At 36.9% G+C, this 18496-nt stretch carries 17 protein-coding genes; 10 read left to right on the top strand and 7 right to left on the bottom strand.

The genetic code is table 11. The features are described from left to right. Positions 1-699 precede the first annotated feature (699 nt). Both B494_RS0102490 and B494_RS0102485 read left to right on the top strand, forming a co-directional pair. Positions 700-879 carry a cold-shock protein gene (locus tag B494_RS0102490; RefSeq protein WP_017470781.1) on the top strand — a complete coding sequence of 60 codons (180 nt, stop codon included), beginning with the start codon at positions 700-702 and terminating at the stop codon, positions 877-879. A gap of 165 nt (positions 880-1044) precedes the next feature. Beyond that, positions 1045-1800 (top strand): SurA N-terminal domain-containing protein, encoded by a 756-nt coding sequence (locus B494_RS0102485; protein WP_017470780.1) that lies wholly within the window; start codon positions 1045-1047, stop codon positions 1798-1800. 129 nt (positions 1801-1929) lie between these two features. Here the strand turns inward: B494_RS0102485 and B494_RS0102480 are convergent, their stop codons facing one another. The 4 genes from B494_RS0102480 to B494_RS0102465 all read right to left on the bottom strand — a co-directional run bounded on the left by B494_RS0102480 (position 1930) and on the right by B494_RS0102465 (position 6493). Further along, positions 1930-2976: an FUSC family protein gene (locus B494_RS0102480; RefSeq protein WP_017470779.1), complete on the bottom strand. Its 1047-nt coding sequence runs from the start codon at positions 2974-2976 to the stop codon at positions 1930-1932. Positions 2977-3088: 112 nt separating this feature from the next. Further along, positions 3089-5104 (bottom strand): penicillin-binding transpeptidase domain-containing protein, encoded by a 2016-nt coding sequence (locus B494_RS0102475; RefSeq protein ID WP_017470778.1) that lies wholly within the window; start codon positions 5102-5104, stop codon positions 3089-3091. 23 nt (positions 5105-5127) lie between these two features. Further along, the gene (locus B494_RS0102470; protein WP_017470777.1) at positions 5128-5700 is read right to left on the bottom strand and encodes a class D sortase; all 573 of its coding nucleotides are present in this window, start codon (positions 5698-5700) and stop codon (positions 5128-5130) included. Positions 5701-5857: 157 nt separating this feature from the next. Continuing rightward, the gene (locus B494_RS0102465) at positions 5858-6493 is read right to left on the bottom strand and encodes a YigZ family protein (protein WP_017470776.1); all 636 of its coding nucleotides are present in this window, start codon (positions 6491-6493) and stop codon (positions 5858-5860) included. Between the two features lie 295 nt (positions 6494-6788). Between B494_RS0102465 and B494_RS0102460 the strand changes: the two genes are divergently transcribed. From B494_RS0102460 to B494_RS0102440, 5 genes are all read left to right on the top strand, one after another. After that, positions 6789-8525: a sensor histidine kinase gene (locus B494_RS0102460; RefSeq protein WP_017470775.1), complete on the top strand. Its 1737-nt coding sequence runs from the start codon at positions 6789-6791 to the stop codon at positions 8523-8525. After that, positions 8525-9304, top strand: coding sequence for a response regulator transcription factor (locus tag B494_RS0102455; RefSeq protein WP_017470774.1), 780 nt, complete (start codon positions 8525-8527; stop codon positions 9302-9304). The genes B494_RS0102460 and B494_RS0102455 overlap by 1 nt, the downstream gene beginning before the upstream one ends. Before the next feature lie 105 nt (positions 9305-9409). Continuing rightward, on the top strand, positions 9410-10714 hold the full coding sequence (locus B494_RS0102450; protein ID WP_017470773.1) for an extracellular solute-binding protein: 1305 nt from the start codon (positions 9410-9412) through the stop codon (positions 10712-10714). 126 nt (positions 10715-10840) lie between these two features. Continuing rightward, positions 10841-11719 (top strand): carbohydrate ABC transporter permease, encoded by an 879-nt coding sequence (locus B494_RS0102445; RefSeq protein WP_017470772.1) that lies wholly within the window; start codon positions 10841-10843, stop codon positions 11717-11719. Positions 11720-11734: 15 nt separating this feature from the next. Then, positions 11735-12595: a carbohydrate ABC transporter permease gene (locus B494_RS0102440; protein ID WP_017470771.1), complete on the top strand. Its 861-nt coding sequence runs from the start codon at positions 11735-11737 to the stop codon at positions 12593-12595. A gap of 73 nt (positions 12596-12668) precedes the next feature. Here the strand turns inward: B494_RS0102440 and B494_RS0102435 are convergent, their stop codons facing one another. Then, on the bottom strand, positions 12669-13289 hold the full coding sequence (locus B494_RS0102435) for a YesL family protein (RefSeq protein ID WP_017470770.1): 621 nt from the start codon (positions 13287-13289) through the stop codon (positions 12669-12671). Between the two features lie 180 nt (positions 13290-13469). Here B494_RS0102435 and B494_RS0102430 point away from each other — a divergent pair, with 180 nt between their 5' ends. The 3 genes from B494_RS0102430 to B494_RS0102415 all read left to right on the top strand — a co-directional run bounded on the left by B494_RS0102430 (position 13470) and on the right by B494_RS0102415 (position 16967). Beyond that, on the top strand, positions 13470-14603 hold the full coding sequence (locus B494_RS0102430; protein ID WP_187682930.1) for a sensor histidine kinase: 1134 nt from the start codon (positions 13470-13472) through the stop codon (positions 14601-14603). Between the two features lie 480 nt (positions 14604-15083). Next, the gene (locus B494_RS0102420; RefSeq protein WP_017470767.1) at positions 15084-15758 is read left to right on the top strand and encodes a response regulator; all 675 of its coding nucleotides are present in this window, start codon (positions 15084-15086) and stop codon (positions 15756-15758) included. A 366-nt stretch (positions 15759-16124) separates the two neighbouring features. Next, the gene (locus B494_RS0102415) at positions 16125-16967 is read left to right on the top strand and encodes a DegV family protein (protein WP_017470766.1); all 843 of its coding nucleotides are present in this window, start codon (positions 16125-16127) and stop codon (positions 16965-16967) included. Between the two features lie 368 nt (positions 16968-17335). On the opposite strand, the gene B494_RS19840 is transcribed toward B494_RS0102415, so the two are convergent. Next, positions 17336-17662, bottom strand: a complete 327-nt coding sequence (locus B494_RS19840; RefSeq protein ID WP_017470765.1) for a transposase — start codon at positions 17660-17662, stop codon at positions 17336-17338. Continuing rightward, positions 17559-17963: a hypothetical protein gene (locus B494_RS21115; RefSeq protein WP_083855710.1), complete on the bottom strand. Its 405-nt coding sequence runs from the start codon at positions 17961-17963 to the stop codon at positions 17559-17561. Before B494_RS21115 ends, B494_RS19840 begins: the two co-directional genes overlap by 104 nt. Between the last annotated feature and the right edge of the window lie 533 nt (positions 17964-18496).

Raw genomic sequence — 18496 nt, 5'->3', positions numbered from 1 at the left:
TAAAACGGAAGTGAAAGACGACGACTCCTGCGGGATCAGCACGCGTCCGAAGATCCACTTTAGAAGCGCTCTTAGCTTTTAAAGTTAGCTGAGGCCGTGCCCGCGGAAAGCGATCGTCTGTAACTGGAGTGAGTACAGACTCCATTAAATTCAAAATACCTCCAGGGTTAGTTTTTCAGCAGTTTCCGTGCTGTTCCCGCTAGAGTCTCGCATATTTCCTCTGCTATGTGCTATTTCAAACGAGAGCCTTTTTAACCTCTTGTTGCCATAATATTTTATTCTTCAAACGTTGAAAATTTTTGATGCCAAAAGAGTCTCGCTTTTAAACCGATAGAGGACACCACGACATTCATTATAGAACCGAAAAATCCTACGTATTGATGCTTCGTTTTAATTGTTAGAATTTAAAGGGTTTAATTTTTCTAACGCAAAAAAATACACCCAATTAGAAATTGGGTGCCAATAAGGGGGACAATCTAATTTGAAAAATACGCAATCTCTGCTGAAAGCATGAATATAGTTATTCAAGTCAGTAGGAGATACACATTTCAAAATTGTAACCGTTTACATTATAGAATATTTTTTTGCACTTTTAAATCATACAAAAGACCCATTTTTTTTACACTATAATACAATTATAATGACACCTTTGTTTTAAAGTAAAAAGAAGCGTATAATAATGAATAAAGGAGGGGTTTAATGGCTTATAATAATAAGCAAGAACCAGTAGAAGAAGTAGAAACTAAAGTTTGGTCTTGCACAAATGATTCATGTCCAGGCTGGATGCGTGTTGATTATGCTTTTGATGCAAAGCCTGAATGTCCATTATGTCAAGCAAAAATGATTGAGGAAGTTCGTGTATTGCCAAAATTGTCTTAGTCAGTTTATTATTTAGTAAGATAGCCGTTCCCCTGAAATATCAAATGAATTAACAAGGTGAACATCACCTTCTTTAAAACAATAATAACCATATGCAACATGATAGCGGATAGGAACATGGCCATCCACTTAACTAACTGAAAAATTTTAGAATGGGGTTTTAATGTGTTGAGAAAAATGGGGGCATTAGCATGGATAGTTTTATTCAGTCTTTTGTTAACGGCATGCAGTCAAGATCAGGATAATGATAAGGAAGTCGTCAAACGACCAAACGAGCCCGTCGATTTATCTGAGCAAGATGACTTAGTCAGTGAAGACGAGTTAGTAGATGAAGGTGCTAAAGTGGTGACAGTCAATGGTGAAACAGTTTATGGCGAGAAGTATAATATTATTTATCATGAAACAAAAAGCTATATGGTGAACAATGGTTATGATGTTGATCAATTAGAAATTGTACATGAGCAAACGATCGAATCGCTAGTTAACCAAACCGTTTTAACACAAGATGCCAGCAAAAAAGGGATAACAGTGTCTCAAGAAGAGGTTGAAACCGTATACGAAGAAACGAAGGCTCAGTTTGACACAGAAGAAGCATTCAAGGATGTTTTAGCTCAACTATCTTATACAGTGGAAAGCTTCAAAGAAGTGTTGCAGCAGTCATTAATTCAACAGTATTATATTAATCAAGAGTTTTCAGATATTGAAGTAACCGATGAAGATGTTGAGCTATTCTATGAGCTGCTTCGAGAGCAAATGGATCAAGCGCCTGCGTTAGAAGATACTCGTAGTGAGATTGAACAACAAATGCTTGAAAATGAGATTCAATTGGCGTTGGACGAACGCTTAGCGTTGCTTCGAGAAGAAGCAGAAATAGAGGAACATTTATCACAGACAACCTTCGGTAAAACGCCCGCTGATTGAAGGTTTGTTTTCTCTCGCATTAATGGCTAATAAATCATCTGCTAATGAATAATTAACCTCACCCAACTTAGAGTGGAGTAAACAAGCAAGCTACATTTTTAGTTTTCTTTTGAAAACTGAAGGTGTAGCTTACTTTTTTGAGGTAACAGCTAAAGCTTTTATATGATAATCAGCCAATTTTTCAGTCAATTGAAATAAGGCGATTAACTCATATAATATAATTGTTTCTGCATGAAAATAATGCTGTTTAGTTGACCTTCTTAAAGATAGCGTTGAAAAGCGTTTGTGTAACTTTTCCAATAAAGCATATTGATTGTTACGATCAAATGTACGCGGATCCTTAATATAAGAAGCAAGTGTGTCAACTGCTTGATTGACCAGCTCAATACTTTCTTCATTCCATGACACTTCTGTTAAAAGTGTCGCATTTAGATTGCCAATATGATAATGAATCAGTTTTATTAAACGTAATTGTTTGGTCTCGCTCTCAATCTTAGTTTTTTTCCGTTCTGACTGACGGTGGTATTGGGATTCGGCGCGCTGAAAAGAGAGTAATCGTTCAATATCGCTTATTTTATAGTGAAATTGTTCAAATATTTCTTCAGACTGGGATAATACTTGGGAACGATCATTTTTTTTAAAGAGTGCGTGTGAAAATAATTTTAACTCTTGTGCTGCTGTGTTGAGACTCATGTTAATAGCAGAGTCAATCTGTTTTAAATAATTTGGTGGCAAAACAAAGAAATTAACTAATGTAGAGACAGTAATACCAATCGATGTTGTACCTAAACGACTAAGAAAAGCTATAAAAAAGTCAGCTTCAATAACTTGCACCATTGCAACTGATGTTAAAGTTGCAACAAGTAATCCATCGTATAATTTTAACTTTGAACACGTGACGATAGTTAAAATAGCCGCACCACTGTAGGTGATCGGCGATTGCCCAAATAAAGAAATGAAAGTAACCGCATAAAAGGAACCAATTGCAGAAGCAGGAAACCTTGTTAACCCCTTTTTAATTGAGTGACTCACCGTTGGTTCGATTGTAACAATTGACGTAATGACTGCAAATACAGCTGGCAAGTTGAATGATAAACAAATGGTTGATGTAATAAAGACAGCCAGCCCAGTTTTGATGATACGGCTACCAATAAAAGATTGTAAAAGGTGTCTCATCGTGATCTCCTTCTGTGTCGTGTAACAAATATGAATAACTGGTAGATATGTTTGGCAATATCAATGATTCGGTAACGTTGTGATAGATTATTCGCTTTTATAACCGAAGCTGTTATTGATATATACTATCGAATACAGCGGTGAGCTTTTCTACGGTATAGCCACTTCCTCCATTGTCTTCGACCCCTTCAACCATCATTGCAATAATTAGCTCATGGTTACTAGGATAGGCAACAAACCAACCGTTTTCCTTGGCATTTTCTTCTTCTAAAGAATGCTTTAATTCAGCTGTACCTGTTTTACCAGATAACTCAACTGCATCAATATTCGCCTGTCTTGCCGTTCCGTTTGAATGGGAAATCACCTGACGTAAGGATTCACGAATATAGCTGGCATGTTCAGCTGTGATTAAGTTTTCTGCATAAGCTTTTCCATGTTCTTCTTCTTGGTCTAAGGTGGGTTGGATCATTGTCCCGTCATTTAAAATGGGCGTATAAGCAGTGACTAGATGAAGCGCGCTCATTAGAATTTCTCCTTGTCCATATCCTGAATCAGCAAGCAATGTCTCTCTATCAATCGTTCCACTATTAGACACGCGACTAGACTGGATCGGATAGTTGTAATCAAGGCCATCTTCACCAAAACCAAATCTATTTAAGCCTTCGATAAATCGATCACTTTCGATGGCTAACGCTTTTTGGGCAAAATAGATGTTGTCTGACCGAATAAGAGCATCATTGAGATCGACTGGACCGGTTGATTCTGATACCCGTCTCACTCTATAGTCACCCCACCCTTGTTTACTCCATGTTAATCCATCTATTTCTAAACGATCATCTTGAGTGATCACACCTTCGTTTAATCCAATAGCTGCTGTAATCGGTTTAAAAGCAGAACCAGGTGAATATGTAGCAGCAAACCGATTTAACATGGGCTCCTTTGGATCTTCACTTAGTTCATCATATTCAGCTTGGCTAATGCCATACGTAAAATGATGTGGGTCAAACGCAGGGCTTGAAACAAGTGCAAGTGTTTCGCCTGTTTCAGGGTTGATAGCAGCTGCTGTTCCGGGGTCTTGCTCAAAATGATCGAATAGATTAATTTGAAGCTCAGCATCTATAGTTAAGTGAATGTCATCCCCTGGTTCAACTGTTGTTTCGGCAATGCTAATTTGCTCTCCATCGTTATCAGCAACAATTCGAATCCCCCGTGTTCCCCGTAAGCGCTCTTCGAATAATTGTTCTAAACCACGCTTTCCGATTTGATCATTTGCTTGATAAACACCAGGTTCTGCTTGCTCGATTTCCTCAGCGGTAATATTACCAATGTATCCAACCAAATGCGCAAATGCTTCTGAATAGGGATATACCCTTCCTGTTGTTTCACGTTGAAGAACAGCAGTTATACTTGTTAAATTTTCTAGTAGGTCTTGCTCACTTGGTGATAAAGTTTTTAATGGAACAAACACCCCATCTGTTACCCAATCTTGCTCAAGTGTTGCCTCAATCGTCTCAACACTTAAGTTGAGTTGATCAGCAATCGCTCCGATTTCTTGGTCACGATCATCACCAAATTGTCCAGGGTCGATACCAATTTCATAGACAGTGTCGTTGATCGCCAAACCATCTCCATTTCTATCGAATATCTCGCCACGACTTGTTTCAGTCGCTTCAATCGCAATTCTACCGTCTTCCTCGAGTTCTGGGAAAATTAATCTAGGGTGCCAATTGACAAGCCAATCACGTTCTTCCTCTTCATTAACGTACTCAACCATTTCAATCTCTGCATCAAACGTTATTTCTCCAGCAATGGAATCTTGACTTACCGTAATCGGAAATGTTGTTTGCAACGCTTCCTCTTCGTTTTCTTCAACAAGGTTATAAGTAATGGTTAAATCTTCAATCGCCAAGTCTTGATATATTTTTTGGTAACGTTCAATAAAGCCTTCAGCTCCATAATTGTCTTGAGCCTCTTCGGTTAACATGCTATACATCTCGTTAAAGGCTTGTTCTTCCCACAAAGAAATATAGGCCTCAAACCGTTGTTCAGGTAATACTTGTTCATCATTTGAACAACCCGCTAAACCGATGATAAAAAGGGCACTAAATATAAAACTGATTTTTTTCATATTTAACCTCCTCAGCTAAAAATCTATTGTTCGACCGGAACAGCATAAATGAGGTAACGATCAGGGGCATTTCCGATATAACCAAATGGATAACAAGTAGAGATCACTAATTGTTCATCTGGTGCTGTGGAGCCAATGATGGTTCGATCATCAGCATCGACAATCTTTGAATCGACCATTTCATAATAGAATTCACCATAGGGCAAGGTGACTTTTAATTGATCACCAATTTCAACTTCACCTAATTGAGTAAAGACCGTATCACGATGTCCTGACAACAAAATTTGATCATTTTGCCCAGGATAAGCGGTTGCCGCGTGATGACCGACACCTTTGTCCAAATCATCTGGGTCGGTACCTTCAATAATTGGTAGCGTTGCTTCAATTTTTTCAATCTCTAATAAACCGACCGTGTCACCATGATTAGGGTCAAATGAACTGATATCGATTTTCCCTCCATTCGCATGCGTTGCAAGCAAATCTTCCGCATCTCTCAATGCTTGCTTTTCAGCGGCTTGGATTTGAAAATATCGATAACCACCAATCGATAAGAGAACAAGGCCAATTAAAATAAATAGAACAGCAAGTTTCCTCAATTTTTCAACCTCCATAGCTTTACATATTTCATATATATGTCATGAATCATTATGTCTATATCAAAATCATATCATATTAATGCTAAAAGCAGTAGAAAAGCTTGTGTTTTCAAATGTAAGCAGTGGCTTGAAAGATAGCAACTAGTAACTAACGTTTTTAAGAAACTGGTGACTCTATGTAGACGTCGCTTTTATTAATAAGCGTTACTTGATCACTTGTTAAGTCAATGATCCAATCATAAAATAAATCAAGATTGTCAATTTCCACGAGGACATGAAAGTGAACCTTTTCCAGATAGTCAATCGATTCAATTTGATATTGCTTTTGATGAAGCGCATTTTCTACTTTTCCTAATAAAGGGTAGGCTAACGTAATGGTCACTTGTTTCATTAATGTACGCGTGACAATACCGGTTTGATTGAGCGCTTCAGATGTGGTACTTGAATAGGCGCGAATTAATCCACCAGCCCCTAGCTTAATTCCACCGAAATAGCGAGTAACGACGACACAAGTATCCTTCAGCTGTTTTTTCTTTAACACATCCAGAATCGGGACACCAGCAGTTCCTGTTGGTTCACCATCATCATTTGCTTTTTGAATATGGTCATATTCACCAATTAAGTAAGCCGAACAATTGTGAGTCGCTTGCGGATGTTGCTTCTTAATTTTTTGAATAAAGGCATGAGCCTCCTCTTCTGTTTCCACACGTTTAACATAACCGATAAAACGTGATTTTTGAATGTCGATTTCAGTATTTCCTTCTAGGTTAACTGTCAAATAAGATTTAAGCATATAGCTACCTCCTCTAGCTATAGTATAAATCGATTAATGAGGTGGGTAAAGTCAACGGGCATCTTAGTCTATCGAATGGACAAAGATTCACAAACTTGATATCATGGAAACGTATACAAACGAGTATTTTTTGTGATATAAAAATAGAGAGCAAAGGTCATGCGAAGAGGCGGAAGCTAATGTCTTGATTCACTTAGCATAGAGCGGGAAGTGACGGCGTATAACGAACAACTCTACGAAAAGCTAACCGATCAAGGGCGAGTGAATGCAAGTTTTTTGAAAAGGGGTGCGTGCTATGCGTTTGGCGCGAAAATGGAATACATTAAGAAATCAAATTCTTGCCGTCTATTTATTTGTTTTGCTACTTGTTCTATTTACGGTTAGTTATCTTATCTTCAATCAAGTAGCAACGATGTTAAAAGATAATGCAGAAGAACAGATCCAACAAACGGCTAATGAGGCTATAGGTCGTTATGATTCGCTGTTTGAACAACTTAACCTTGTGACAAAACAAATGGTAACAAATGATACGCTGCAATCAGTTATGTATAACGAATGGCATGGGTTACCAGCCAGCTTTAACGATAAGCAAGAACTGATTACGATTATGAGTCGATTGCAAGCTAATGCTGAAGGGATTTATGTCACTGAATTGTTTAATGAAGGTCACCAAAAAATTATTCCTCTTGATGGGCCAGGGTTAGCTTCACAAATCGATCTGAAGTGGGTTGAGCTTGCGGATCAAGCACGTGGTCGGCTAATTTGGATTGGAGAAGATCAACTCAATCCGAATTATTTTTTATTAATTCGCAGCGTTCGTTTAATTGATCAGTATTTTACCAATGGGGGTTATTTATTAATTCGTGTCAATAAAAATTATTTTCAAACACAACAAACGAATGAACAAGATCCATTAATGATAGTGACAGATCAAGGGGGGCGTTTAATTTCTTCCAACTATCCGCAATTTACAGGACAAGTAGATTGGGATGCTGATAATATTAATGAAATAACCGATCAAGAAAGTTTTCTTCGTATTAGTGAAACATCTAATGAAACAAATTGGAATGTAACCATGTTAACGCCGATGCGACGTTTGACAGAAGGTTTACCTGTCTTAAGAACAGTTATTGTCATTTCAGGGTTGGTGGGATTTATTATCTTTTTTATTCTTTCCTATTTTTTATCAACGTACATTACTAATCCCATACATAAATTGACAGATACAATGCGTCGAGCTGGAGAAGGCGTACTGACACTGACACCTCAAAGTACAGCATCAAATGAGATTAACGAATTGAACGACACCTACAATCAGTTAGCTGAACAAACCAACTACTTAATTCAGATGGTTTACGAAAGAGAATTGATAAAAAGTCGGACAGAACTAAAAGCATTACAAGCACAAATTAATCCCCATTTTCTATTCAATACACTAGATTCACTGTATTGGTCGCTAGAGGAGCACGATGAGCTAGATTTAGCAGAAATGGTTTTATCGATGTCTGATTTGTTTCGTTACACGATTTCGCGATCAAATGATGAAGAATGGGTTTATTTAAAAGAAGAAATAGCGCATATCAGGGACTATATGCACATTATGAAGATGCGCTATGGTAATCGGTTAACTTGTCAAATTGAAGTTGAAGAAGAACTGCTAACGATACGGCTTCCTAAGTTGTTAATACAACCATTGGTTGAAAATGCGGTATTACATGGTATTGGTAATCGACGAGGTAAAGGGCGAATTAGCCTTTCAATTAAAAAAGTTCAAGATCACTCAACGGTTCTTATTTCTGTAAAAGATGATGGGAGTGGCATGTCAGAAGAAAGAGTTCAATCTATCTATCAATCTATTAGAACGCGTAATGGCGTACACTCATCAGGAAATGGGATGGCATTGGTTAATGTAGAAAGACGTTTGCAACTTTATTTTAACCCTGATCAAACCCGAGGTATTCAGATTTATAGTGAATTAAATGAAGGAACTGAAATTAGCTTTATTATCCCAATGATAAAGGATGAGATGTAATGAATAGAAAAAAAATCTTAATTGTTGATGATGAACCAAGAACGAGAGCAGGACTGAAACGTACGCTGGAGCGATGGTCTGAAGGTCAATTTAATATTACTTGTCTAAATGATGCCTATGCTGCACTTGACTATTTGAAAAAACACGCCATTCATTTACTCATCACCGATATCCGTATGCCTGAAATGACTGGGCTCAAATTACTAACTACTTTGGAAAAACAGGCTATTAAACCAACTGTAATTATTATTTCGGCATATTCTGAATTCGAATATGCCCAAGAAGCACTGAGATTAGGTGTAATTAATTATTTAGTTAAACCAATTGGAAAAGATAAATTGATAGAAGCTGTTAGTGAGGCGTTGAGAAAACAGGAGCAACAGGAAAAATCAGAGGTCATAGCTAAAATTGTTGACGATAAGGTTGTTCATCTCCATACCGATGACACGTATTCGCGTTCTGTTAAACAAGCGGTAGCGTACATTGAGAGCTCCTTTTCTGAAGAGATTACTTTAAAAAAAGTCGCTGCACATGTCCACTTGAATCCAAGTTATTTAAGCACATTATTTAAAGAAGAATTAAATGTTTCTTTCACGGATTACTTAACGAGAATAAGGATTCAACATGCTAAGCAATTATTATTAACGACAGATTTAAATGTGACTGAGATTGCTGAAAAAGTTGGCTATCACACACCAAAATACTTTAACAAAGTATTTAAAGAGTTAGAGAAAAAGACACCAAGTGCCTTTAGGAAAGATATTGAAAACGCTTTCTAAAAATAATGGAATTTTAGCTGAATACTGTGACCTTATCGTACCTTTGTTTACGTGATAAACTATCAGTGCAAGTTAGTTATACTACAATTTTTAGGGGGTAAGGTCATGTTTAGAAAACATACTTTTTTACTTATCTTAACGGTTTTATTCATTGGATTGGTTGCTTGTGGTAACAATGACGCAGGCGCTAACAACCAAGGAAATGAAAACGGTTCAAATGATGATGTTGTTATTGATTTTATGCATTTATGGCCAGCAGGTAGTTCTCGTCAGCATAATGAGATTGTCCAAGAAATTGTTGATGAATTCGAAGCAGACCATCCAGGTGTTACAATCGATATGGAAATACTAGGTAACGAACAATACCGTGAAAACTTGAGTGTTATTGGTGCTGCAAATGAGTTGCCGGATGTCGGGATGACTTGGGCAGGCGGATTCATTGAACCGTATGCAAGAGGCGATATGTTTACAGATTTAAGCGACTTAGTAACAGATGACTTTGTTCCGGGTACTGCTGAAGCTTATGAGGTGGATGGTGGTATTTATGGCTTACCACTTGAACTGAATATTACACCTGTCTATTATAATCAAGCGATCTTTGATGAACACGGTTTGAGTGTTCCAGAGACTTGGGACGAATTTAAAGAGGTGGTTCAAACGCTTGTTGATAATGATGTGACACCAATTACAGTAGGTAATCGTGATGCTTGGACAGGATCCATGTGGTATATGTACTTGGCAGATCGTATTGGTGGACCAGCTGCACTAAATGATGCAATTAGTCGAGAAGGAAGTTTTGAAGATCCTGCTCTTATTGAGGCAGCGGCTCAGATTAGAGAGCTTGTTGAAATGGATGCATTTATTAATGGTTATAATGGTTTAGGTAATGATGAAGCGAAAGGTTACTTTATTAATGAACAAGCAGCTATGTATTTAATGGCAACTTGGGATTTACCAGAATGGACAACAAATGATGATAATCCACAGGAATTTAGAGATTCTGTAGGTTATTTCAAATTTCCAACAGTAGAAGGTGGAGCAGGAGAGATTAATAGTTATGTAGGTGGACCAGGTGTTGGGCTATTTGTCAGTGAGCAGTCTGACGTAAAAGAAGAAGCACTTGAATTTGTTTCCTACTTTGTTGAACGTTGGGGCGAGATGTCAGTTACAGATGCTGGTGTTATTCCAGCAACGACGGTTGACACAGAGGGCTTAGATTTGCCGCAAATGTATATTGACATTTTGGACGATTTAAATGAAGCAACCAATTTGACATTATATGCTGATGTACAAATGAGCGCGAGCACTGCTGATGTACACTTGAATATGATTCAGGCTATTTTTGGAGGGGAAGTGACACCTGAAGAATTTGCTGAACGACAAGAACAAGCCCTTTCAGATGAAGATTAATGAAGCGAGTCAACAACGGGCATATTTTCAGAAATATGCCCATTGTTTTACCCGTTAATCAATTGAGATAAAGCATGCTATGTTTGCAAACAAGAGAAAAAATGATTTATGAAGGGAGCGATCATCATGAATAAAGTGATGTCAAATAAATGGATCATTGCATTATATGTTTTACCTTCCCTTATCCTATTAGGAGCCCTTGTCTATATTCCTATCGTTATGACCGGTTATTACGGAATGATGCAGTGGGATGGTATTGGTGAAATGAATTTTATCGGCTTAGATAATTATGTGCATTTATTACAAGATTCGACATTTTGGTTTAGTGCGCGCAATTCTTTCTTGCTTGCTCTATTCTCAACATTAAGTTTAATCATGTATTTAGTTGTATCCTTAGTTTTATCAGGGAAAATAAAAGGATCTGATTTATTAAGAAAAATTTATCTTATTCCGATGTTACTTTCATCAGTAGCGATTGCCCAGTTATGGATTAAAATCTACGATCCGAATAATGGCATGTTGAATAGTTTATTAAGAACAATCGGCGTAGAAAATCCCCCTGCTTGGTTATCTGATCGAAGCACTGTCTTAATAGCGATTTTTATAGCGATTATTTGGCAATATGCTGGTTTTTATATCATTATTTACAGTGCTGCTTTAAAAGGTATTCCTGCATCACTTATAGAGGCGGCTGAAATAGATGGGGCAACGCCTTTGCAAATTGCATGGAAAATCAAGGTGCCTCTTATCTCTGGCGTGATTAAGACAACGGTTATATTAGCGATTGTTGGTTCTTTAAAGTATTTTGATCTTATCTTTGTGATGACAGGTGGTGGTCCAAATGGAGCAAGTGAAGTCATTGCCTCTTATATGTATAAAGAAGCATTTGGACGGTACAATTTCGGTTATGGTAGTGCGCTTGGTTTCGCGTTACTTATTCTTGCTTTGTTAACGACGTGGGTCATTCAAAAAGTCATGGCAACTAAAGATGACATTCAATATTAAGGGGGGAGATCTATCATGACAGTTTTGTCCGCAGTTGGAGAAAAAAATAGCTTGAAACGGATTGGATATGCCATATTGTACTTTGTATTAGGGTTGATTGCCGTTTTTCAAATTTACCCATTGGTTTGGTTGTTCTTCTTTTCGTTAAAAGGGAATGCTGAGATTTTTGGTCGATCTCCTTTCGCATTGCCTGAAGACTGGCTTTGGGAAAACTATGCAAGAGTTTGGACGAGCGGAAATATGAATACATACTTTTTCAATAGTGTATTCATTACCGTATCAGCCGTTATCTTAACCGTGATATTAGCTAGCCTTGTTACTTTTGCAATTACACGTATGAATTGGAAATTAAACAAATTTGTTTTACTTTTGTTTATGGTAGGTTACATGATTCCGATTCATTCAACACTTGTCCCATTATTTCAATTCTTTTTAAATCTAAATTTATTAGATAACCCTGTCTCTATTGTACTGGCCTATACGGCATACAATATGCCGTTAACAATCATGATTTTGATGGGCTTTTATCGAACGCTACCTAGGGAAATTGAAGAAGCAGCAGTGATGGACGGTTGTTCAGTACATCGTATTTTCTTCCAAATTACCTTACCAATGACTACACCAGTACTGTCAACGACAATGATTATTAATATGATTTACAATTGGAATGAATTTGTTTTTGTTAATACGTTTATTAGTTCTGACCGATACAAGACATTAACCGTAGGTATTCAAAATTTCGTTGGTCAATACTTGACAGACTGGGGTGCCATAGGTGCGACACTTATGATTAGTATTGTTCCTATTCTAGTTGCTTTCTTCTTTTTAAGTAATCGAATTGTTGAGGGGATTGCAGCAGGATCAATTAAAGGATAAGCATCATATCATTAATAGTGCAAATCATTATGCGTTCATTCCAACATATAAAATGCCCGAACAGCATCATTTTTTAAGAAGCTGTTCGGTTTTGTTGTTTTTCTTCAATTGATTGAAAGATTTGATAACAAGTTCCCATTAATAGAAAAGCGATAAACGAGCCAGCAAAGAAAAAAGTAAGGCCTGGTATATAATTAAATACGAATATGGTTAGGCTAATACCTATTAGCATTGCTATATTATGAAGTGGATGGATCAACATTAATAAAAATGCTTGTTTAATGACAGTAAAGAAACCAAGATTATAATGCACATAAACGGGAAACAGGTAAAGCAGCGTTAACAAAGCAAAAAACAAAAATAAATATAAAGGGAATTGAACGAACAATAAATTTGAATCGCGATGTAAAGATAAGAAAACTAAATGGGTATAACTCAGCCCGCCAACAATCGAAATGATTAAACCATATCCGTTTGCTTTAATAAACTCTTGACGAAATATTGACCAAAATGTCTTGAAAATAGGTAAATCGGTCTGTCCTTTGATCCACTTTCTTATAATAGCAAAGGTTGAAATAGTGGCAGGGAAAAATCCAAATATGACAAAACCTAAAAAGGTGAAGGTTAACCAAAGTAAATTTAGATATGCTAACCTAGTGATCCATTCTGCTAATTGAAATAATAATCGACTCATAACTAACCCTCCTCTTATAAAAGCTCCTCTTTACATTATAACGCTTACATATCGAGCGCCAAGGCAAGACGGTTAGGAGTTCTTCTTCTTTTTTTGGTTGTTTTTAAAACGAATGGTAAACAAAAACTTAACAGTTATGATATGATAGGAATAGTTAAAAGGGAAAATAGGGGAATTGAAATGAAGCCAAGTGACCATAAAAATCTTGACCAAGTGATTGATGAAATGGTAGAAGTTGTTGAGCACAGTAAAGATGAAATATATGAGATAACGGAAGAATCACGTAGAGAGTACAAGACACTTTCTGAACAATTAGAGGAAATCCGTTTAAAAGTAAAACAATTGATCACAGATTCTGAACAGTTAGAGAAAAAAGAACGCTTAGCACGTAATCGCCTCGCCCAAGTGAGTGAGAATTTTAATATTTATTCAGAAGAAGAGATAAGAGAAGTTTATGAAAAGACGCATGCTTTACAAACCGAGTTAAAAATGAAACGCGAGCGTGAGTTATCCTTACGTCATCGACGTGATTATATTGAACGTCGATTAAAATCTTTGGAACAAATGATTGAGCGTGGGACAAGCTTAGTTAGTAAGGTTTCAATTATATCTACATACTTAACAGATGATTTTAAGCAAATTGGTGATCTCATTGAAGATGCCAATCAAAAGCAATCATTTGGTTTGAAGATTATCGAAGCGCAAGAGGAAGAACGCCGGCGTATCTCTAGAGAAATCCACGATGGCCCTGCTCAAATGCTAGCTAACATCTTATTAAGGGCTGATCTGGTCGATCGTACTTTTAGAGAACGTAGTCGTGAAGAGGCGATGACAGAAATTAAAAGTATGCGCACAATGGTACGATCATCGTTATATGAAGTGCGTCGTATTATCTATGACCTTCGTCCGATGGCTTTGGATGATCTCGGCTTAATTCCAACCATTCGAAAGTACTTAGCTAATATGGAAGATTACAATCAAATTACAATTGTATTATCAGAACAAGGCCGGTTTGAAGGCTTAGCATCTAAGTATGAAGTGGCATTATTCCGGATGATTCAGGAGTCTGTGCAAAACGCAGTAAAACATGCGAGCCCTACACTTATTCAAGTGAATATCTATGTTGATAAAACAGATGTAAGTGTTTCTGTCCGTGATGATGGAGTGGGCTTTGACGTCAATCAAAAAAAAGATAAATCTTTTGGACTAATCGGGATGCGAGAACGGGTTGAAATGTTAGATGGTGACTTGGAACTCAATTCAACAATAGGGAAGGGTACATCGATCTATATTAAGATCCCATTAAAAAATTAGGACAAATTGATTAAATTTACATTAACAATTCCAATTCTTAATGTATTTTACTAATATTTATGTATAATGAAGCTAGGATTTCGGATTGTCAGATGAGAAGGGACAGTTCGCCATTTTTTACACATTAGGTAAATGTAAATTTCAGTTAAAAAGCTTGAAACGACACCATTTAAAATTTTAAAGGATTGACTGTAAGAAAATCAAGTCATTCGCTGAAAGAGAAGAAGGCGCGTTTTTCGAATGCATACGTACAGTATGAAGTTTGGCAAATTCAATCAATTAATGAGTGGAAATGACAAGGTGATACCTGTTGAAAAGCTACAGAGGTTAAGTCTTTTAAATGGTATAACTCAACATTATTTTATTGATGTCAAATACTTCACAAAATAGACAAATAGCCGATGATACAGATAGACTAATAGATGTAAAAAATGGTTTCTATATTGGAATGAGAAGTTGAGTTGAATTGGAGGGAAAGAAATGACAAAGAAAATAGCCTTAATTGATGATCATGTATTATTTAGGGAAGGTGTTAAACGGATTTTGGACTTCGAAGAAACCTTTGAAGTGGTTGCAGAAGGAGACGATGGTGACGAAGCGCTTGCTATCGTTGAAGAGCATAAGCCAGATGTTGTGTTAATGGATATTAATATGCCACACATTAATGGTGTACAAGCTACGAAACGCTTATTTGCTAAGCATCCGTCTGTGAAAATTATTATTCTATCGATTCATGACGATGAGAACTATGTGACGCATGCACTTAAATCAGGAGCACAAGGCTACCTATTAAAAGAAATGGATTCAGAAGCTTTAATTGATGCAATAAAAATAGTTAGTGATGGCGGTGCTTATTTGCACCCAAAGGTCACACATAATTTAGTAAAAGAATTTCAAAGGTTAACCAAGGTTGAAAATGGTGGATTGGAAGACATCGAATATCGTAAGCCGCTCCATTTATTGACACGTCGAGAGTGTGAAGTATTACAATTGTTAGCGGATGGAAAAAGTAATCGCGGGATTTCAGAAACATTATATATTAGTGAGAAGACAGTTAAAAATCACGTTAGCAACATCTTACAAAAAATGAGTGTTAACGATCGAACACAAGCGGTCGTTTTAGCGATCCGTAATGGTTGGGTAGAGGTTATATAATCACTTAGAAAGCAATCTAGTGTAATGTACTGCTAGATTGTTTTTTATTTAATTAAGTCGAGTTAATCCATTCAAATTTTGCATCGCACACAACTCCACAAAAAATGTTGAAGTTACTACTATGATTTTAACAACGAATTCGTTAAAATAAAGGTATTGCAATAATATTTTATCTCAGATAACCGTCCATAAATCGCCCGCACAAGAAAGAGAATAGAGCTCACCTATAGAGGCGGGAGCTAACGGGCGCCAATGTGCTGATTCATTCAACTAACAATTAGAGGGAGAGGCACACATCCCCCACGGATTGAAAGTTCGTTTTATCATAATCAAATATAGTCGTGAGAGAAAGGTTCGGTAATAAAAATGAAAGTTGCGGTTCTAACAGATAGTACAGCATATCTACCCGAAGATCTTAGGCGGACATTTCAGATTGAGATGGTTCCTTTAAGTGTGACGTTTGGAGATGTGTCCTACAAAGAAGAAGTTGAATTAAAAGCAGAGGCATTTTATCCATTAGTTAATGATTCAAAAGTATTCCCGAAGACCTCCCAACCTTCGATAGGTTATATGACAGAAAGGTTAAATCAGCTTGCTAAACATTATGATGCAGTAGTAGCTATTCATTTATCGAGTGGTATTAGTGGGACTTACCAATCGATGCAAACGGCAGGTGATATGGTAGACAATATTGATGTCTATGTCTTTGATTCGGAAATTAGCTGTATGCCACAGGGATTTTATGCTTTAGAAGCCGCTAAAATGGCTCAAGAGGGAGAGGCACCAGAAACGATTCTAGCAAAATTAAATGAAATGAAACAATCAATGCGTGCCTATTTTTTAGTAGACGATTTAACACACCTCCATCGTGGTGGTAGGCTAAATGGTGCACAAGCTTTAGTAGGTAGCATGTTGCAGGTGAAGCCTATTCTTCATTTTGTCGATACTAAAATTGTTCCATTTGAAAAAATTCGCACACAAAAGAAAGCACTTAAACGGTTAATGGACTTATTTGATCAAGATGCTAAAACTGGTGTGCCAATACGTGCAACCGTCATTCATGCGAATTGCCCCTCATTGGCAAAGGAGATTGCTGAAGATTTACAAAAACGGTATCCCAATGTAGAGTTATCAATAAGTTACTTTGGTGCGGTAATTGCCACGCACTTAGGAGAAGGATCGCTTGGCTTAGGCTGGTACTTAAAATAGAAATACATAGAGGCTGTTGAGATGACAAATCCCAACAGTCTTTATTAATAGGTTCGACGTCAAATGATGTTGGTAAGTCCTAGTAGTCAACTAAATTATCATATGCTCGAGGTCGGGACGAAACAAAAATGATTGTCTAAAACACGAACGGTTCTATCAAAAAGTCATTGCAATGTGAAATAGACTCGCTTTCTTGGGACCGTGCTATTCGAGACTGCTGAAAAAGTAGTATTTTTCTCCCGTAATAATAAAATAAAAAAAACGAGCGTAATTCTCGTCATAAAAGTGAGAAATTATGCTTGTTTTTCTGAGTATACAGACTCTATTTCACCTCTTTTTCATTTATTAACTTGATCATTCGTTTCATATTAACGACGAAAATGGTGGCAGCTCCTTGCTTTTTCATACCCGTGTCTATTTTTCAGCTCTGCATTTTTTGCTTCTATTTTATACCTTGATGCGGCTAACTGTTTGAATTCCTTTGTCTCCTGGAATACTTCTTGTTCCACATGTTCTGTTGATTTTATTGTTATCGAATAGGATTTTGTTTTGGCCCCTTCTCGATAACAACCTTCACGCAACGGACAAACTTTACATTTCTTCACATCGAAAAAATATTTTAGTTGTGGGTTTTGAGTGGTTGAATTCTGATGTTTTATGCCCTTTCTGGTTGCTAGATGCCCAGCTGCATACATACATCCCTACATCTTTATTAAACTGAAATGTTGTTTCTTCTTTTCGTGTTTCGCTTGATATCACTGGATGCAGTTGCGCAACTAAACGTAGATTATTTTCTTTTGAGAATATCAAATTTCGTTTTCCTGAAAGAAGAGTAAAGAAATTGGGATGGATTTTGATACGGTTATTGGGGACAAGGCTTACAAAGGTAAAATCAACAAGATCGTGCATTTGACGAAGAAAGTTGTCTTTTGGAATAAGCGCATCATAGAGTTGCATATAAGGACTTAATGAAAGAGATGTTTGTTGTTTTAACATAATATTTTCACCGCTCTTTTCTTATTACTTTATCTTTCTATTATACCAAAAAAAGTGATTAAAACTGATTATTTCAATCTGTTTAATAAGATTAAAATACCAATAGAACGGAAGTGAAAGACGACGACTCCTGCGGGAACAGCACGCGTCCGAAGATCCACTTCTCCTAGCGTTTTTGGCTAGGAGAAGTTAGCTGAGGCCGTGCCCGCGGAAAGCGATCGTCTGTAACTGAAGTGGAATACAAAATACTTTAATTGTAAAATAAATCTTCAACCAGGATATGAGCGGTCCGTTAGTTCCAGCTAAATAGATGTCCCTGTTCTTATTTTGGGCTGGGTGTTATGAACGGTTATCTGTGATAAAAGCGTGTGGGTTTCTAATTATCAAGAAAACCTCCTGACGTTTTGTGAGATTAGGGTATTGTCTAAAATAGAATCCATGGTAAAATATAGATATTAATATTGAAAGGATGTGTAATGATGTGAATGATCAAGCGCAAAGATTGGCTGGACGTTTACTTCTCAGAGAAGAGC

Origin of the sequence: Amphibacillus jilinensis Y1, assembly GCF_000306965.1 — a bacterium.
Classification (GTDB): Bacteria; Bacillota; Bacilli; order Bacillales; family Amphibacillaceae; genus Amphibacillus_C; species Amphibacillus_C jilinensis.
This window is presented reverse-complemented; position numbering and strand designations above follow the sequence as displayed.

Excerpts from the sequence above, each read along its gene's own strand:
- B494_RS19840 (WP_017470765.1), bottom strand. The coding sequence starts at position 17,662 with ATGTATGCAGCTGGGCATCTAGCAACCAGAAAGGGCATAAAACATCAG.
- B494_RS0102475 (WP_017470778.1), bottom strand. The coding sequence starts at position 5,104 with ATGAAAAAAATCAGTTTTATATTTAGTGCCCTTTTTATCATCGGTTTA.
- B494_RS0102420 (WP_017470767.1), top strand. The coding sequence starts at position 15,084 with ATGACAAAGAAAATAGCCTTAATTGATGATCATGTATTATTTAGGGAA.
- B494_RS0102455 (WP_017470774.1), top strand. The coding sequence starts at position 8,525 with ATGAATAGAAAAAAAATCTTAATTGTTGATGATGAACCAAGAACGAGA.
- B494_RS0102490 (WP_017470781.1), top strand. The coding sequence starts at position 700 with ATGGCTTATAATAATAAGCAAGAACCAGTAGAAGAAGTAGAAACTAAA.
- B494_RS0102450 (WP_017470773.1), top strand. The coding sequence starts at position 9,410 with ATGTTTAGAAAACATACTTTTTTACTTATCTTAACGGTTTTATTCATT.
- B494_RS0102460 (WP_017470775.1), top strand. The coding sequence starts at position 6,789 with ATGCGTTTGGCGCGAAAATGGAATACATTAAGAAATCAAATTCTTGCC.
- B494_RS21115 (WP_083855710.1), bottom strand. The coding sequence starts at position 17,963 with ATGTTAAAACAACAAACATCTCTTTCATTAAGTCCTTATATGCAACTC.
- B494_RS0102415 (WP_017470766.1), top strand. The coding sequence starts at position 16,125 with ATGAAAGTTGCGGTTCTAACAGATAGTACAGCATATCTACCCGAAGAT.
- B494_RS0102430 (WP_187682930.1), top strand. The coding sequence starts at position 13,470 with ATGAAGCCAAGTGACCATAAAAATCTTGACCAAGTGATTGATGAAATG.
- B494_RS0102465 (WP_017470776.1), bottom strand. The coding sequence starts at position 6,493 with ATGCTTAAATCTTATTTGACAGTTAACCTAGAAGGAAATACTGAAATC.
- B494_RS0102440 (WP_017470771.1), top strand. The coding sequence starts at position 11,735 with ATGACAGTTTTGTCCGCAGTTGGAGAAAAAAATAGCTTGAAACGGATT.
- B494_RS0102480 (WP_017470779.1), bottom strand. The coding sequence starts at position 2,976 with ATGAGACACCTTTTACAATCTTTTATTGGTAGCCGTATCATCAAAACT.
- B494_RS0102435 (WP_017470770.1), bottom strand. The coding sequence starts at position 13,289 with ATGAGTCGATTATTATTTCAATTAGCAGAATGGATCACTAGGTTAGCA.
- B494_RS0102445 (WP_017470772.1), top strand. The coding sequence starts at position 10,841 with ATGAATAAAGTGATGTCAAATAAATGGATCATTGCATTATATGTTTTA.